Here is a 16,418-nt window from a genome sequence, read left to right as displayed (position 1 = left end):
TTTTGATTTATGTAGGGTAACGACTGAACGCTGCCGGGCATTCCCGCCCGTCTTTGGCGAACAAATCAGAACTGCAGTGGTTAGTTATTATTATTGGAAATTAAACACGATTTCGATCATGTTTTATTTGTACAGCAGCAGTTAAAAATGATTGTAACCGCGAATGCCGCTCAGGGAAACGGCTTATTCACAGATTGGCTTTTACTCCTGGTCACAACGCTCATGTTGGCGCGCACGGTAGGAGTTCTGCTAAAGTAGCGCTCTTAATTGGATACAGGATTTTTATGCACGTTCATATTCTCGGGATCTGCGGCAGCTTCATGGGTGGTATTGCCGCAATCGCCAAATCACTGGGCCACAAAGTTACCGGCTCAGATCGCAACGTTTACCCCCCAATGAGTACGCAACTGGAAGCACTGGGCATAACGCTTACCGAAGGCTACGATACTGCACAGTTTGAGCCAGCACCGGATATGGTGATTATTGGTAACGCCATGTCGCGGGGAAATCCTGCCGTTGAATATGTACTGAATCGCAATCTTCCTTACACCAGTGGCCCTCAGTGGTTGCTCGATAACCTGCTCACCAGCCGCTGGGTTATCGGTGTTGCGGGCACCCACGGGAAAACCACCACTTCAAGCATGGTGGCATGGATTCTCGAATATGCCGGTCTTAAACCTGGTTTTCTGATTGGCGGTATTCCGGAAAACTTCGGCGTATCGGCACGCATTGGCGAAAGCCCATTTTTTGTGATTGAAGCAGACGAGTACGACAGTGCCTTTTTCGACAAACGTTCCAAATTTGTGCACTACCGCCCGCGCACGCTAATACTGAACAACTTAGAATTTGATCACGCGGACATTTTTCCCGATTTAGCGGCCATTCAAACCCAGTTTCACCACCTGGTGCGCATGGTACCGCAAAACGGCCTTATCCTGTCTCCGCAGCATGACGAAGCATTGAACGACACATTGCAAAAAGGCTGCTGGTCAGAGCAACAATTTGTTGGCTCTGACTGGAAAGCCGAGCTGCACGCAGCCGACGGCAGCCGCTTCGACGTAATATATCAAGGCGGACTGGCTGGCACGGTAAATTGGTCGCTGTTGGGTCAGCATAATGTTGATAATGCGTTGATGGCTATCGCTGCGGCCCACCACGCAGGTGTAACGTTAAGCGATGCAATCGCAGCACTGGAAACGTTTAAAAACGTGAAGCGCCGCATGGAATGCAAAGGCTCGGTAAACAACATTACCGTTTATGACGATTTTGCCCATCACCCTACGGCAATCACCACTACGATAGCGGGACTACGCAATAAAGTGGGTAACGCACGTATTATCGCTGTACTTGAGCCGCGCTCTAACACTATGAAAATGGGCGTACATCAACATACTTTAGGGAATAGCTGGCAACAGGCAGATGAAGTCATTTTATTCGAGCCTGCAGGGATGAACTGGTCGCTCAACGAGATAGCCGAACACAGTGAAACGCCTGCTTACTGCTATCATGATGTAGAAAGTATTGTGCAAAAGGTGGCTGCTATCAGTCAGCCGGGCGACCACGTATTGGTAATGAGTAATGGCGGTTTTGAAGGTATTCATCAGCGTTTACTAGACGCCCTTGGTAGCAAATAGATTCAAAGGAAAAGCACCAACTCACAGAGTTAATCAGAGGTTTTTACATGACGACGAATACCGTCACGCTAGCGATTACTGGAGCATCAGGCGCGCCCTACGCATTGCGGTTACTGCAAATTCTGGTCAAGGCAGACTACGACATATTCGTGCTGATATCATCGGCAGCGAAGGTGGTTTTCGCCACTGAAGAAGAGGTAAAAATTCCCTCTCGCCCTGAAGATGCTGCCGCGTTTTTCAGCGAGCGATTTGGTGCTCGCGAAGGCCAGATCACCGTTTGCGGTAAAGAAGAATGGTTCTCCCCGGTAGCATCTGGCTCTGCGGCACCAAAGAAGATGGTAGTTTGCCCCTGCTCTACCGGCACTTTGTCGGCCATTTCCGTGGGCGCCAGCGACAACCTTATCGAGCGCGCTGCAGATGTAGTGTTGAAGGAACGCGGACAGTTAATCCTGGTTGCCCGGGAAATGCCCCTTTCAACTATTCATCTGGAAAACATGCTAAAACTGTCACAAATGGGTGCCACAATCATGCCTGCATCTCCAGGCTTCTATCATAATCCACAGAAAATCAGCGATTTGGTTGATTTCGTCGTGGCCAGAGTACTCGACCACCTGGGCATCGACCAAACACTCATGATGCGCTGGGGCTACCACCACACTAACGACAAATAACAATTTTAAGAGGAACCGATATGCAGGTGTTTGCAAAACGGACTGTTGCACTTTCTTTCTGCCTGGTATCCACGCTGGCCACCAGTTTACCGGCATTTGGCTGGGGACAAACCGGTCACCGGGTTACCGGCGCTATTGCTGAAAACCATCTTTCACCCGCAGCGAAAGCGGCTGTAGTAAAACTGCTACCCCATGAATCACTGGCAGAAGCCTCCACGTATCCTGATGAAATGCGTTCTAATCCGAGTGAATTCTGGCGCAAAATTTCGCCGCCCTGGCACTACGTTACCGTGCCCAAAGGCCATGAGTATCATGAGGTGGGTGCCCCAGAACAAGGCGATGCTTATAGCGCGCTACAGCACTACACAAAAGTGATTAAAGACCCGCAAGCCAGCCGAGAAGATCGTCAGGTTGCGTTGCGCTTTATCGTACATATTATCGGCGATTTACATCAGCCTTTACACGCAGGTAACGGCACAGATCGCGGTGGAAATTCAGTAAAAGTGCGTTTCTTCTGGGAAGACAGCAATCTTCATTCAGTTTGGGATTCGGGCATGATTGATTCAAAAAACCTGTCGTACACAGAGTGGACCGACTGGCTGGATAGAAAAATTACTGCCAAACAGGCCGAAGATTGGCAAGAACTTGACCCCAATGTCTGGATCAAAGAGAGCACTGAAATTCGCGATACTCTGTACCCGGAAGATGCGAACAACATGTCTTACGACTATGTTTACGACTTTCTACCGGTAGCCAAAACCCGCTTGCAACAAGCTGGTGTGCGTATTGCGGCTTACCTGAATAACGTATTTGCTAAGAAATAGCGTTAAAAAAACCTTCCGGGCACATGCGCGGAAGGTTTTTCAGTACTGGGGTGTTAAACCTCAGACTAATCCAAATCAAGCGGTTCCGGAGACAGAATAACGCCGGTGCTGTCTGCATACAGATGATCTTCAGGTAAGAATGTCACACCACCGAAATTAACTGGGATATCCACTTCTCCAACGCTTTCTGACTCGGCATTTACCGGAATAGAAGCTACGGCAAGAATACCGATGTCCATATCTGCTAGTGTATCTACCTCACGAACACTCCCGTATACCACAATGCCTTCCCAGTCATTATCGATAGCAAGCTGGGCAGAAGCGGCATCGACCAGCGCACGACGGGTAGAACCGCCACCGTCAACCAACAATACCTTTCCTTCACCCGGCTGAGCCAATACACGATCGATAAGACCGCGATCTTCGAAGCACTTAATCGTTGTGACTTCGCCGCCAAACGAATAACGCCCGCCATAACTGACGAACATAGGGTCGACCACGTCTACGCTGTCTGCAAATAAATCGCATAATTCAGAGGTGTTATAGTCCATCGCTGTGCCTTATTGCTGATGAGAGAAAGGGAGGTGCTGGTTGTGAAACCGATTGTAAACTCGTTATACGCAACAGGCCGGAAAACCGCCCTATTCATGTAAGCTTAAAAGCATACGGCGTATCAACAGAAACTATTGTTAGCATAGCATTATTTGCTGTAATAAAAACACCTGCCCCGCGTTTATCAGGCACAAATATTTCCCTCTTGAACCCCTGTCACAAAGGTTTCTTTTTTCTGTCACCTGCAGTTCACAGATCGCGATTAGCTTAGTTCTTAACCAATATTATGTAGGCCAAGGCTATGCTAAACCGGAAATCCTTGACCAAAGCCGATACTGATTTGTTCTACTGGCTTTACCGACGTACACAAAAACGAAACTGCACCGCGATTGTCTGGTTGTCAAAAACCGGCGACGGCTACCTGTATTTTGCCATTGGATTATTGCTCTGGGCGTTCGAGCCTGAATTTGGTGAACTGTTTTTGTATACGGCGCTTATGGCTTACGCATTGGAACTGCCCGTTTATGTGGTGCTTAAACGTATGTTCAAGCGCCCGCGTCCTTGCGACTTTCTGCATAATCTGAACGCGCACGTCACGCCGTCAGATAAATTCAGCCTTCCCTCTGGGCATACTGCCGCAGCCTGGCTGATGGCCAGTATTGTCGCGCACTTTTATCCGCCGTTCGCTGTCATTGCTTATAGCTGGGCTGCATTGATTGGCTTATCCCGTATTCTTCTGGGCGTGCATTATCCAACGGATGTCATTGCCGGCGCGTTGCTGGGCCTCACCATTGCATCTGCGAGTCTGACTATTCTGGGGTAGTATGAGAATTCTCTATGGCGTACAGGGCACCGGTAACGGTCATATCGCGCGTGCGCGAATTATGGCGGCAGCGTTTGCCCATCGTGATGATTTTCAAGTTGATTTTGTTTTTTCAGGTCGCGACACCGACAAATACTTCGACATGGATGTGTTTGGAAACTACCGCACCTTCCAAGGACTAACCTTTATCACCAGCCATGGCAGAGTAGACAACATTGCCACGGTTAAATCGAACAATTTTAGCCAGTTTATTAAAGACGTGCGTCATTTTGACGTGTCTGGTTACGACCTGCTGATTAACGATTTCGAGCCTATCACCGCATGGGCAGCGAAACGTGTAGGGCTACCGTCAATTTCAATTAGCCACCAAGCCTGTTTCAGCTATCCGGTACCCAAGGCCGGTGATGGCGTGCTTAACAAGCTTATTTTGAAATATTTTGCCCCTACGCAAGTACAGCTCGGCGTGCACTGGTTTCACTTCAACCAGCCCATTGTGCCTCCCTTTGTCGCCGATGAGCGTATCGCCCGGCCAACTAAAAGCCATGTGTTAGTTTATTTGCCCTTCGAGCATATCGACGATATTCGCCTGATGCTGGAACCTCTCACCGAACAGCAATTTATTTGCTATCACCCAGCAATAAAAGGGCATTTCCAAAATCGCCACATTAGCTGGCACCCACCATCGAAAAAAGGGTTTCAGCACGACCTGCAACACTGCAATGGGGTAATTGCCAATGGCGGCTTTGAATTGTCTAGCGAAGCTCTCCACCTAGGTAAGAAGCTGTTGATCAAACCACTACACGGGCAGTTTGAACAGTTATCCAATGTGCTGACACTGGATAAAATGGGTTTGTGTCATACCCTTTTCCAGCTCGATACCGACATTGTAGAAGAATGGCTCGACGCCCCAGAAAACGAAGCAATTCAATTCCCGCAAGACCCATCACTACTGATTAATTGGTTGAAAAATGGTGACCTGCACGATACCCAAACCTTGTGCGACGCACTGTGGGCACAGGTACAATATGGCGATAAAACTAAAGAGCGATTATTGGCGCTTGCAATTTAGCACCGCGGTGCCATCATAGCAGCAATTTCAGTCTTTCTTTGCGGGTTCGTTGTGCGCAGAAAACCCTTCTTTTTAATCGTGCTGCTTTTGGCTGCCAGCAGCCTGGCGGCATGTGGATATCGCGGGGCACTCACTCTTCCAGATGAGTCTCAAAACAACAAACCGACTCCTGCCGAGTCACCCGCCGATCAATCCGGAGATACCCAGTAATGGATTTTTTCGCTTACCGTGACGGCCGCCTTTTCGCTGAAGACGTGGCGGTTTCTGATATTGCCAACCAGTATGGCACCCCGGCTTACATTTACTCTCGCGCAACCCTTGAGCGTCATTGGCATGCCTTTGACCAAGCGCTAGGCGAACACCCGCATCTTATTTGTTACGCGGTAAAGGCCAACTCCAATATTGGTGTACTTAGTGTTCTGGCAAAGCTGGGCTCTGGCTTTGACATTGTATCTGGTGGTGAATTGGCACGGGTACTGGAAGCCGGCGGCGATGCCGGTAAAGTGGTATTTTCTGGTGTAGGTAAAACGCGTGAGGAGATCCGCTATGCGCTGGAGCAAGGTATTCTGTGCTTTAACGTAGAGTCTGAACCAGAACTAGAGCGCATCAACGCGGTAGCTGCAGAAATGGGGGTCACAGCGCCTATTTCTCTACGTATTAATCCTGACGTGGATGCCAAAACTCACCCGTATATTTCTACCGGTCTGAAAGCGAACAAGTTCGGCATTCCCCGTGAGCGTGCCATTGCCACTTACGAGTTAGCAGACAGCCTGCCGAATCTTGAAGTAAAAGGCATGGATTGTCATATTGGTTCGCAGCTCACCACCATCGAACCCTTTGTGGATGCCCTTGAGCGCCTGCTGGAACTGATTGACGTGTTAGCATCGAAAGGCATCACCATCAGTCACCTGGATGTCGGTGGAGGCCTTGGCGTAACCTACAACAACGAAACGCCACCTCACCCGAAAGAGTATGCCGCCGCACTGGCTGAAAAAATGTCTGGCCGTGAACACCTAAAATTGATTATGGAACCGGGACGCGCCATTGCAGCGAACGCGGGCATCATGATCACCGAGGTTGAGTTTGTAAAAGAAGGCGATGAAAAGCACTTCGCCATTGTTGATGCGGCGATGAACGACCTTATCCGCCCCTCATTATATTCAGCATGGCAACATATTGGTCGCGTTGAACAAGACACCGATGCAACGCAACGGGTATATGACGTGGTTGGCCCAATTTGCGAAACCGGTGATTTCATCGGTAAAGACCGCGAACTTGCAATTAAACCCGGTGATTTGCTGGCGGTTCGCAGCGCTGGCGCCTATGGTTTTGTTATGGCTTCAAACTATAATACTCGCTGCCGTCCACCTGAAATTATGGTCGATGGAACTACCGTTACTGTAGTGCGTGAACGAGAAATGTTAAAAGATCTCTGGAAAGGTGAGCATAAACTTACGTAAACTAGAGAAATACAAATAAGAAAGATGTGCGCTTAATGCAAGTTCAATTTTCCAAAATGCACGGCCTGGGTAATGACTTCGTGGTTATTGATAACGTTACCCAGAACGTTTTCTTTTCAAAGGAGAAGATCCAGCAACTCGCGGATCGGCACTTTGGTATTGGCTTCGACCAGCTTTTGTTGGTAGAACCTCCCTATGATCCTGAACAGGATTTCCATTACCGCATCTTCAATGCAGACGGCTCCGAAGTGTCACAATGTGGCAACGGCGCCCGTTGTTTTGCCCGTTTCGTCAAAATGAAAGGGTTAATCAACCGCAATAAAATTAAGGTCAGCACCAAAGCAGGAAAAATGGTGTTGTATCTGGAAAAGGATGGTCAGGTCACCGTGAATATGGGTGTACCTGACTTCGAGCCCACCCGGGTTCCCATGGTCGCCAACAAACAAGAAAAGACTTACATTTTCCGTGTTGACGACAGAACGGTATTCTTAGGCGCGGCATCGATGGGCAACCCTCACTGTGTGATGGAAGTCGATGATGTCGACACCGCGGATGTGCATGTACTAGGCCCGCTTTTGGAGCGTCATGAGCGTTTTCCTGAAGGGGTTAATGTTGGCTTTATGCAGGTGGTGTCGAAGGAACATATTAAACTTCGGGTGTTTGAACGCGGCTCAGGGGAAACCCTGGCGTGCGGCAGTGGCGCTTGTGCGGCGGTCGCTGTCGGTCAGATTCAAGGCAAATTAGATAAGGAAGTCAGGGTAGATTTACCCGGCGGCAGTTTACGTATTCGCTGGCAGGGCGAGGACTCGGCACTTAAGATGACCGGGCCGGCTGAGCATATTTACGACGGACAGATTAACCTATGAGTGATGCTTCAGGTCAAACTAAGCAACCGGTAACGCTGGAACCAAATTACGACGAGGCATTCGGACTCACCGCTGAAGAAGTCAGGGCGTTTCTTCTAAAACACCCCGAATTTTTCAACCAGAATCCGGATATCTTAGAGCGCCTGGTTATTCCTCACGAGGAAAAAGGGGCAATTTCGCTGGTTGAAAGACAGAGCGAACAGCTACGCAAAAAGGTACGCCAGCTAAATTTCAAGCTCAATCAGCTTATTGGCGTTGCCAAGCAGAACGAAAAAATCTATCGGGTGTATACCGACCTGAACGTAGAATTACTGCGTTGTAAATCAGTGTCTGAGATTCAGTACAAACTGGAAACAGTACTGCAGGAACGCTTAGATCTCCACTCGGTGGTATTGCAGCTTTTCAAAGGCCCTCACGCCATGCAGGAACTGCAGCGTCGCCTGGTTATTGAAAAACGCTTTAAAGACAGCACATTCTTTTTCGGCCGTTTGAGCCAGCACGAGCGACAAGTGATTTTTGGTGAAGAAACCGCCGAGTCTGTCGCGCTGATCCTGCTTGGTGATAATCGTGATTTGGGCATTCTGGCCATAGGCTCTAACGATGCCAGTCACTTCACGCCAGACATGGATACCCTTCTGCTTAAGCAACTACAGGAAGTCCTGAATATTACTATGCCGGATTTGTTGGGGTATTGATGCCAGCGGCGGAGCAACAGCCCCCTCTGTCTGATACCTGCCAGCAATGGCTTGATAAATTTCTCCTGCACCTTGAAGTGGAGCGGGGTCTGTCATCTCACACCATTTCCAACTATCGCCGACAACTTACCTCCATCGCCCGCGAGCTCGCACTGGAGGATTGGTCTGGCCTGACGCCTTCTGATGTAAAAAGGGTAATGGCTATTGCCAAACGCCAAGGAAAGCATGCCCGCTCAATTGCGCTCATGCTCTCTTCTCTGCGTACGCTATGTCACTATTTAATAGAGAAGAACGAACTGTTCAGCAACCCCGTTGAAGGCATTCAAGCCCCAAAGCTTGGTCGACCACTGCCTAAGCAAATCAGTGTAGATGACATGCAGCAACTGCTTTCTACGCCGCAGGATTCTGGCATTGAATGCAGAGATATGGCTATGGCGGAACTGCTGTATGGCTGTGGATTACGTTTAAATGAACTCACCGGTCTGCGACTGGCTGACTGGAACAAATCTGACGGTACGTTAAGAGTGACGGGTAAGGGAAATAAACAGCGCATAGTGCCGTTGGGAAGAACTGCACAGAAAGCCCTTAGCGCCTGGCTGAAAGTACGCGGTGATTTCGCCTCCCCCTACGAACCTGCTGTATTCGTCAGTAAAAGAGGCAACCGCATTTCTAACCGTCAGGTAGAAAACCGCCTTAACGCGCTGGCGCAATCACAAGGCATGAACCAGACCGTTCACCCTCACAAACTGCGCCATTCCTTCGCCACACACGTATTAGAATCTAGTGGTGATTTGCGCGCCGTACAAGAACTGTTAGGACATGCTAATCTCTCCACTACCCAGGTCTATACGCATCTGGATTTTCAGCATTTAGCAAAGGTGTACGATTCGGCACACCCCCGCGCCCGTAAAAAGTAACAAGCAAGACTCACAGAGGCACCATGCGATTTTATAGACCGCTTACTCCGATAAAGGCGATGACCTTCGACCTTGATGACACCTTGTATAATAATGAACCGATCATTAGTCAGGCCGATGCTGCGCTAACTGCGTTTATTGCTGCAAATTTCCCTCGTGCTGCAGCGCTTCCTCGCTCTCGCTGGAACGAAATAAAACGCGAACTTATTATAAACAATCCCCCGTTGGGTTCTGATATGGGGTTACTACGACTGGAAACGCTGCGCGTCGCGTTGGCTGATGATGTCGCACCAGGCTCTGCGCTCGAGCAGGCAGCACAGGATTGCTTTAATTGCTTTTACCATGCCCGCAGTGATTTCCGGCTAGATGATGAGGTTCATGAAGTCATGTCGGCGTTAGCGAAAAAAATACCTCTTATCGCGATTACTAACGGAAACGTAGATACGCAGAAAACAGGATTAACAGAGTATTTCGAAGCGGTGTTGCATGCCAGCGTCATTCGCCCCTCGAAGCCCGCGCCAGACATGTTCCACGAAGCCGCAGACATGCTGAGCCTGTCACCGGAAGCAATACTGCATGTGGGTGACAACTTAGAAAAAGATGTGATGGGTGCGATTAAGGCAGGCATGCAAAGTGCGTGGATAGCCGCTAATCGGGAGATGAACTTAAGCCGTGAAGCCGTAACTTTGCTGCCTCACGTCGAGTTATCGGCGCTGGATGACTTACTCAGGCTGGCATAAACCAGCCTCAATATCGTTTTAAACCGGACTTACTAGCTTGCTGTTTGCTCGCTGTCCTCTAATACGTTCTGGCGCATGGAGTCGCACGGACGTTTGCAACAGGGCTTACCCACCACTTTGGCAGGAACACCAACTACCGTCACGTGAGCTGGAACGTTATCAAGCACAACGCTCCCCGCGCCAACTTTAGACCCTTCTCCGATTTCGATATTCCCAAGAATTTTTGCACCGGCGCCAACAAGGACACCTTGACGAATCTTGGGATGACGATCGCCAGATTCATTGCCTGTACCGCCAAGCGTCACGCTCTGCAGAATACTCACGTTATCTTCGACAACCGCCGTTTCACCCACCACAATACCCGTTGCATGGTCGAACATGACACCTTTGCCGATTTTGGCGGCCGGATGAATGTCTACGCCGAAGGTTTCCGAGTTACGGCTTTGAAGAAACAGGGCTAACTGATGGCGCCCCCGCTGCCAAAGATAATGCGCAAGACGATGCGCTTGTACAGCGTGGAAGCCTTTAAAATACAGTAATGGAGTCAGAAAGTTTGTTACCGCTGCATCACGATTATAAACGGCTTTTATATCTTCAACTGCCGATTCAATAATCATCGGGTCGAGTAAATACGCCTCTTCAAACACCTCACGAATTGCCATGGCAGGCATCACTTCATCCGCCATTTTATTGGCCAGAATAAAGCTTAGCGACGATTCAAAATTATGATGAGTAAGAATGCATGCATGAATATAGCTCGCAAGAAGCGGTTCATTATCAGCAATTGCCTGAGCTTCAGATTTCAGCGTTAACCAGAAATCAGCATTTTGAGTAGTTACGAGCATTGACTTTCCTATTGATGCATTCGTGCATAGCGGGAAAAGATAGTGATTCGACGCCATTTATCAAGTGGCTTGTTACCAAATACCGACCCAAGTCGGTCAACAACATCTTTAATACCACAGACCGGCATTAACCGATCTAAATTACAAACTTTTAAGCACCTTGGGTAAACCGAAACGCTTTTACCGGGCGGTGTGAAAGTTCTACATCGTACCGCTATCAACCATTCGGTACCATCGCAATCGAGAATATAAAATAATTAATTGAATTCATGTATTTATCTTGAGATGCAACTTGTTGGAACAGGCCTTGTATTACTCATTCTGAAACATTCAGTCGCACAACGCGGCGAAACAAGTTAACAACACGAGGAGACTGATATGAACAGCGATCGTATTGAAGGTAACTGGAAAGAAATGAAAGGTAAAATCCAACAACAGTGGGGTAAACTCACTAATGATGATCTCGACAAGATTGATGGTCGCCGCGAAGAGTTAGTAGGTAAGATTCAGAAAAATTACGGCAAAAGCCGTGATGAAGCAGAGAAAGAAGTAGATCGCTACTTTAATTAATCTGTAGGATTCTCGAGTCAGCGTATATCAATTTCTGACTCTTTAAAATGGCCGGTTTATCCGGCCATTTTCATTTACGGCTTTCACTCAGTTTTTACCGTCCCCCGGAGAATGGTCGGCAACATAAGCGCCCCGCTTCCCCTTAGGTTTGTCTTCCCCTGCTGTACTGTCCTGGTCAGTTTGATATTCTGTCGCTGAATTCAGTTCTGCCCCTAATAAAATGATATAGGCGCTTAGGTAAAACCACATCAAAAGAATAACAATGCCACCCAGTGACCCATAGGTTTTACTGTACGAGGCGAAGGCGTTCAGATACATAGAAAACGCATAAGACGCTACGACCCAGAAAATGGACGCAAACAGTGACCCTGCTGTCACCCAGCGCCATTTAGCTGGGCGACGATGTGGGCCATATCGATATAGCGCTGCCAACGCGACATTAAATAGCAAAATCATAACCGGCCAAGTGAGCCACATCGCCGCTTTTTCACTTAATGCAGCACCCGCAATATAACTCAGCACTTCTGGCAACACTGAGATACACAACAATGCCACAATAACAAAAGCAATGATGCCAACGGTTAACACCATGCGTGCCACCAATCCCCATAAAAATGGACGCCCTTCTTTCTCGTTGTAAGTGATGTTGCAAGCCGTGATTAGGGCATTCGCTCCCTTTGAGCTACTCCAGGTGGTAATGAGCAGGCTCAGCATTACCCCCCAACTGAGGGTCGTATCTGAGTTTCCGGTAAGTTTGGTGAGTTGTTCTTCAATGATATAGCGACTATCTGTTGGCACAACGTCAATGAGATGAGCCATGTGACTGTGCAATTGTTCCGGCGTAACTAAAAGTCCGTACAGTGAAATGACCGCCGTAAGTAAAGGAAATACGGCGAGTAGAAAATAGAATGCCACGCCTGCGGAAACCAGCGAGAGATCGTGAGCGTTCTGACGAACATAAGTACGCTTTGCAATTTGCCACCAGGCGCCTAAAGAAAAATCTGAGAGCTTCTCCGCTTCTGACGAATAGTGTTTACGGTGAGTCAAAGTACACTCCGGTAATTAAAACAATGCGAAACCATTAGGCTTGGTACGCAAATGTTTACCGGTTAGTGCAGTTTTCCAGCCACTTACTCTATGCCAGAAAGAGAATGAGCAAACATCGACAGCTTACCAATAAGCGCTTCCTCATTACGAACATTTACTGCTTTTAAAATACGGTGTACATGATCTTTCACTTCGCTTTCAGGCAGGTTTACGGCCACTGAGATATCGCCGTACGGGGTATCTTTATAGAGCATGCGAGCTATCAAAACTTCTTTCTTATTCAGTGCATAGCATGACTGCACGTTTTTCCAGTCGGGTTTAATTCGAGATTGAATATTTACCACCACCATGGCCTCTCTACGCTCGCCTTCAGCCTGAGAGCCCAGCTTGTGAATGTGGAAGATCTCGATTTTGTCTACATGGTCATCAATCACCAATACTTTTTCCGACCCCACTCCCAGCCCAGCTTCATGAAGGCACTCGCTGACCTTATCGCTAAAACGGCTCTGCTGAGACGAAGCGCTAAATGCGAGTTTACGATTTTTCACCGCAAGCACACCGCTTTCCGCGAAATAGGATTCGGCCTGAACATTGTACGCCTGTACTTCTAGCTTACTGTTACACACCACAAACGCCGTTTTGATATGATCGTACAAACCTTGCGCTAAGTGGCGCTGTTGCCTGAAGACTTCTTCGTCTCGAAAGAAGCGGGCAGCACGAATAAAATGAGGCACTAATCGTTTGAATGCAACATGCTCGAAGGTCGAAAAGTCGTCGTTTTGCTCTGCTCTGCACACGCCCAGGTAAGCTTCATAGCGGGCATCCCGCATTAATAGCGCCCCAAGCATTTTTTCAGCATTCAGCGGAGACAGGATCTGCTCGATGAAAGTGGGCGCATCTTTCTGATCACGAAATACCTTTTCGCTGGTATCGAAAATATCGCCTTCGTGGAGTTTTAGAAACAAAGGCTTAAAAACAGAGAGAGAGGAGAGAGAAGCAAGTGCTTCAGGATTATGGACTGCTTCTTCCTGCACTTTAATGCGAAGGGCGACTTCCCGTTCGTTGACGAGATCTCTGAGCAACAGGAAGGTTTTATCTGCCTGAAAAACCTGATTGCATGTGGCAAGCACTCTTCCCCACTTCCGGGTAAGTGCTGCATCGTAGATTTCGATAATAAGGTTATCGAAATCTACGGTTTCATTTTTAACGTCGTAATCCATAACAGTTCGGCCATCCGAGGTCAGCATTCCAATTCAGAAAACTCAACGTTTATTGCTTAAGCCTAAAAATACTGCTACCCGTAACTGCACACCGCATCGATGAATTAACAAACAGTATTTGTAAGACTGTACCAGACTGGTTATTTTCCGTTCATTATACTTTAGTCAAAGTTACTGATATTTAATCTTGCTGTCGAGGTGTTTCGAGAATAACTATTCCTTTTAGTTACTGTATAAATTCACAGCGGGGTCTGGCATAATCAGGCGGTTTTACTAATCAACTCAGCGGTGACTTGCCTGATGGATGTATCTTTACTTCTCGACGACCTCAACGATAAACAACGTGAAGCCGTAGCAGCCCCACAAACCAACATGCTAGTGTTAGCCGGCGCGGGAAGTGGTAAAACCAGAGTGCTGGTTCATCGAATCGCCTGGCTGATGGAAGTAGAGAACATTGCGCCTTTCTCAATTTTGGCGGTTACGTTCACCAATAAAGCGGCCAAAGAAATGCGTGGCCGCATTGAAAGTTTGATGAAACGTAGCATGCATACCATGTGGATGGGCACGTTTCACGGTTTAGCTCACCGGTTGCTGCGCGCGCATCACGCCGAAGCCGGGTTACCGGAAAACTTTCAGATCCTCGACTCAGACGATCAGTACCGCCTAATCCGACGTATCCTCAAAGCCATGAATTTGGACGAAAAGCATTGGCCGCCAAGGCAGGTGCAGTGGTATATCAACGGCAATAAAGACGAAGGCTTACGCCCCCAGCACATTGATACGCACAACGACCATACCCAACAAAAAATGCGCGACATCTACGCGGCTTACCAGGAGTCTTGTGATCGTTCAGGATTGGTGGATTTTGCCGAGTTACTACTGCGTGCCCACGAACTATGGGCTCGCAATCCAGAGATCCTCGCTCACTATCAGAAGCGGTTCCGCGCTATACTGGTCGACGAATTCCAGGACACCAACAATATTCAGTACGCCTGGCTACGCATGCTGTGTAGCACTGGTGATAACACCATTATGATCGTAGGTGATGACGACCAGTCAATTTACGGGTGGCGTGGTGCTAACGTCGATAACATTCATAAATTTCTAAAAGACTTCCCCAAGCCAGAAACAATCCGCCTAGAGCAGAACTATCGGTCTACCAGTACCATACTCAAAGCCGCTAACGCCGTTATCGACAATAATACCGGCCGCCTGGGTAAAGAACTCTGGACTGACGGCGCCGAAGGTGAACTGGTATCGGTGTATGCCGGCTTTAATGAGCTTGATGAAGCCCGTTTCATCGTCTCGCAAATTAAATCCTGGTTGCAGCAAGGTCATCCGCTGGCTGAATCCGCCATTTTGTATCGTAACAATGCCCAGTCGCGGGTTTTGGAAGAAGCTCTACTTCATGAAGGTTTGGCGTACCGTATTTATGGTGGTTTACGATTCTTCGAACGTCAGGAAATCAAAGACGCTCTTGGTTACCTGCGCATGATTAACCATCCACACGACGATGCCGCTTACGAGCGCGTGGTGAATACACCAAGTCGAGGTATGGGAGAAAAAACCCTGTCCACCATCCGGGAAACAGCGCGAGCGCACAACTGTTCACTGTGGCAGGCGAGTAATTTATTAATCGCTGAGGGCGCATTAAAAGGCCGCGCAGCCAATGCACTACAGAGTTTTATTTTACTGATCACAGAGCTTGAACAGGCTACCGAAGGCCAGCCACTGGAAGAACAGGCAGATAAAGCCATCCGTCAGTCCGGCCTTTATGCCATGTACCAGGCTGAAAAAGGGGAAAAGGCCCAGGCAAGATTAGAAAACCTTGAAGAGTTGGTTACCGCCTGTAAGCAGTTTGTCGTGCCAGAAGAGGCCGATGAAATGACGCCGCTGAGTGCCTTTCTTGCCCACGCTTCTCTTGAAGCAGGAGAAACCCAGGCCGACTCCGATCAAGACGCGGTGCAAATGATGACCATCCATACAGCGAAAGGTCTGGAGTTCCCCCTGGTATTTATGGCCGGGGTGGAAGAAGGCATGTTCCCAAGCCAAATGACCAACGACGAACCCGGCCGCATGGAAGAAGAGCGTCGACTTGCGTATGTAGGTATGACGCGAGCCATGAAGAAGCTGTTTATCACTTATGCAGAAAGTCGTCGCCTATATGGACAGGATAAATACCATACGGCTTCCCGTTTTATTCGTGAAATTCCCACTGAGTGCGTTGAAGAAGTGCGGCTTAAATCCACGGTATCACGTCCGGTACATAACCGTTTCTCTCGTGCCACATCACACGAAAGCTTCGAACAAACCGGCTTCCAGTTAGGGCAGCGGGTGACTCACCGCAAATTCGGTGAAGGTATTGTGCTGAATTACGAGGGTTCTGGCGACCATGCCCGAGTGCAGGTAAACTTTGATGAATTCGGCAGTAAATGGCTGGTGCTGGCTTACGCTAAACTTCAGCCAGCCTAAGCCGATACCTTTC

17 protein-coding genes are annotated in these 16,418 nt (G+C 48.5%); 13 read left to right on the top strand and 4 right to left on the bottom strand.

The window, feature by feature from the left end; all coding sequences use genetic code 11:
• The first annotated feature begins 284 nt into the window (after positions 1 to 284).
• From mpl to ACXAFQ_RS18445, 3 genes are read left to right on the top strand one after another with little or no spacing between them, the layout of a single operon-like run.
• Positions 285 to 1,634 (top strand): UDP-N-acetylmuramate:L-alanyl-gamma-D-glutamyl-meso-diaminopimelate ligase, encoded by a 1,350-nt coding sequence (gene mpl / locus ACXAFQ_RS18455; RefSeq protein WP_474824869.1) that lies wholly within the window; start codon positions 285 to 287, stop codon positions 1,632 to 1,634.
• Between the two features lie 47 nt (positions 1,635 to 1,681).
• Positions 1,682 to 2,305 carry a flavin prenyltransferase UbiX gene (locus ACXAFQ_RS18450; RefSeq protein ID WP_474824868.1) on the top strand — a complete coding sequence of 208 codons (624 nt, stop codon included), beginning with the start codon at positions 1,682 to 1,684 and terminating at the stop codon, positions 2,303 to 2,305.
• A 20-nt stretch (positions 2,306 to 2,325) separates the two neighbouring features.
• Positions 2,326 to 3,129, top strand: a complete 804-nt coding sequence (locus ACXAFQ_RS18445) for a S1/P1 nuclease (protein WP_474824867.1) — start codon at positions 2,326 to 2,328, stop codon at positions 3,127 to 3,129.
• 65 nt (positions 3,130 to 3,194) lie between these two features.
• Here the strand turns inward: ACXAFQ_RS18445 and rraA are convergent, their stop codons facing one another.
• The gene (rraA, locus tag ACXAFQ_RS18440; RefSeq protein ID WP_474824866.1) at positions 3,195 to 3,680 is read right to left on the bottom strand and encodes a ribonuclease E activity regulator RraA; all 486 of its coding nucleotides are present in this window, start codon (positions 3,678 to 3,680) and stop codon (positions 3,195 to 3,197) included.
• A gap of 302 nt (positions 3,681 to 3,982) precedes the next feature.
• Here rraA and ACXAFQ_RS18435 point away from each other — a divergent pair, with 302 nt between their 5' ends.
• The 8 genes from ACXAFQ_RS18435 to ACXAFQ_RS18400 are packed head-to-tail and all read left to right on the top strand — an operon-like array spanning position 3,983 to position 10,251.
• Complete coding sequence (locus tag ACXAFQ_RS18435; protein WP_474824865.1) at positions 3,983 to 4,504, top strand: phosphatase PAP2 family protein; 522 nt, start codon at positions 3,983 to 3,985, stop codon at positions 4,502 to 4,504.
• Position 4,505: 1 nt separating this feature from the next.
• Positions 4,506 to 5,573 (top strand): MJ1255/VC2487 family glycosyltransferase, encoded by a 1,068-nt coding sequence (locus ACXAFQ_RS18430; RefSeq protein ID WP_474824864.1) that lies wholly within the window; start codon positions 4,506 to 4,508, stop codon positions 5,571 to 5,573.
• 51 nt (positions 5,574 to 5,624) lie between these two features.
• The gene (gene lptM, locus ACXAFQ_RS18425) at positions 5,625 to 5,783 is read left to right on the top strand and encodes an LPS translocon maturation chaperone LptM (RefSeq protein WP_474824863.1); all 159 of its coding nucleotides are present in this window, start codon (positions 5,625 to 5,627) and stop codon (positions 5,781 to 5,783) included.
• On the top strand, positions 5,783 to 7,033 hold the full coding sequence (gene lysA, locus ACXAFQ_RS18420) for a diaminopimelate decarboxylase (protein WP_474824862.1): 1,251 nt from the start codon (positions 5,783 to 5,785) through the stop codon (positions 7,031 to 7,033). The genes lptM and lysA overlap by 1 nt, the downstream gene beginning before the upstream one ends.
• 35 nt (positions 7,034 to 7,068) lie before the next feature.
• Positions 7,069 to 7,899 carry a diaminopimelate epimerase gene (gene dapF, locus ACXAFQ_RS18415; RefSeq protein ID WP_474824861.1) on the top strand — a complete coding sequence of 277 codons (831 nt, stop codon included), beginning with the start codon at positions 7,069 to 7,071 and terminating at the stop codon, positions 7,897 to 7,899.
• Entirely contained in the window at positions 7,896 to 8,594 is a 699-nt protein-coding gene (locus tag ACXAFQ_RS18410; protein ID WP_474824859.1) for a DUF484 family protein, read from the top strand. Before dapF ends, ACXAFQ_RS18410 begins: the two co-directional genes overlap by 4 nt.
• Positions 8,594 to 9,511 carry a tyrosine recombinase XerC gene (xerC, locus tag ACXAFQ_RS18405; protein WP_474824858.1) on the top strand — a complete coding sequence of 306 codons (918 nt, stop codon included), beginning with the start codon at positions 8,594 to 8,596 and terminating at the stop codon, positions 9,509 to 9,511. Before ACXAFQ_RS18410 ends, xerC begins: the two co-directional genes overlap by 1 nt.
• Before the next feature lie 23 nt (positions 9,512 to 9,534).
• Positions 9,535 to 10,251: an HAD-IA family hydrolase gene (locus tag ACXAFQ_RS18400; protein WP_474824857.1), complete on the top strand. Its 717-nt coding sequence runs from the start codon at positions 9,535 to 9,537 to the stop codon at positions 10,249 to 10,251.
• Positions 10,252 to 10,283: 32 nt separating this feature from the next.
• On the opposite strand, the gene cysE is transcribed toward ACXAFQ_RS18400, so the two are convergent.
• On the bottom strand, positions 10,284 to 11,096 hold the full coding sequence (cysE, locus tag ACXAFQ_RS18395) for a serine O-acetyltransferase (RefSeq protein WP_474824856.1): 813 nt from the start codon (positions 11,094 to 11,096) through the stop codon (positions 10,284 to 10,286).
• Positions 11,097 to 11,474: 378 nt separating this feature from the next.
• On the opposite strand from cysE, the gene ACXAFQ_RS18390 reads away from it, so the two are divergent.
• Complete coding sequence (locus ACXAFQ_RS18390) at positions 11,475 to 11,666, top strand: CsbD family protein (protein ID WP_070125842.1); 192 nt, start codon at positions 11,475 to 11,477, stop codon at positions 11,664 to 11,666.
• Positions 11,667 to 11,753: 87 nt separating this feature from the next.
• Here the strand turns inward: ACXAFQ_RS18390 and ACXAFQ_RS18385 are convergent, their stop codons facing one another.
• Entirely contained in the window at positions 11,754 to 12,713 is a 960-nt protein-coding gene (locus ACXAFQ_RS18385; protein WP_474824855.1) for a YihY/virulence factor BrkB family protein, read from the bottom strand.
• Positions 12,714 to 12,796: 83 nt separating this feature from the next.
• The gene (locus ACXAFQ_RS18380; RefSeq protein WP_474824854.1) at positions 12,797 to 13,933 is read right to left on the bottom strand and encodes a hypothetical protein; all 1,137 of its coding nucleotides are present in this window, start codon (positions 13,931 to 13,933) and stop codon (positions 12,797 to 12,799) included.
• A 300-nt stretch (positions 13,934 to 14,233) separates the two neighbouring features.
• Here ACXAFQ_RS18380 and uvrD point away from each other — a divergent pair, with 300 nt between their 5' ends.
• On the top strand, positions 14,234 to 16,405 hold the full coding sequence (gene uvrD, locus ACXAFQ_RS18375) for a DNA helicase II (protein WP_474824853.1): 2,172 nt from the start codon (positions 14,234 to 14,236) through the stop codon (positions 16,403 to 16,405).
• The last annotated feature ends 13 nt before the right edge of the window (positions 16,406 to 16,418 follow it).

Source organism: Alteromonas sp. ABH2_165, assembly GCF_056159945.1.
The sequence above is the reverse complement of the archived record's forward strand: the minus strand, read 5'-3'. Positions and strand labels throughout refer to the sequence as shown.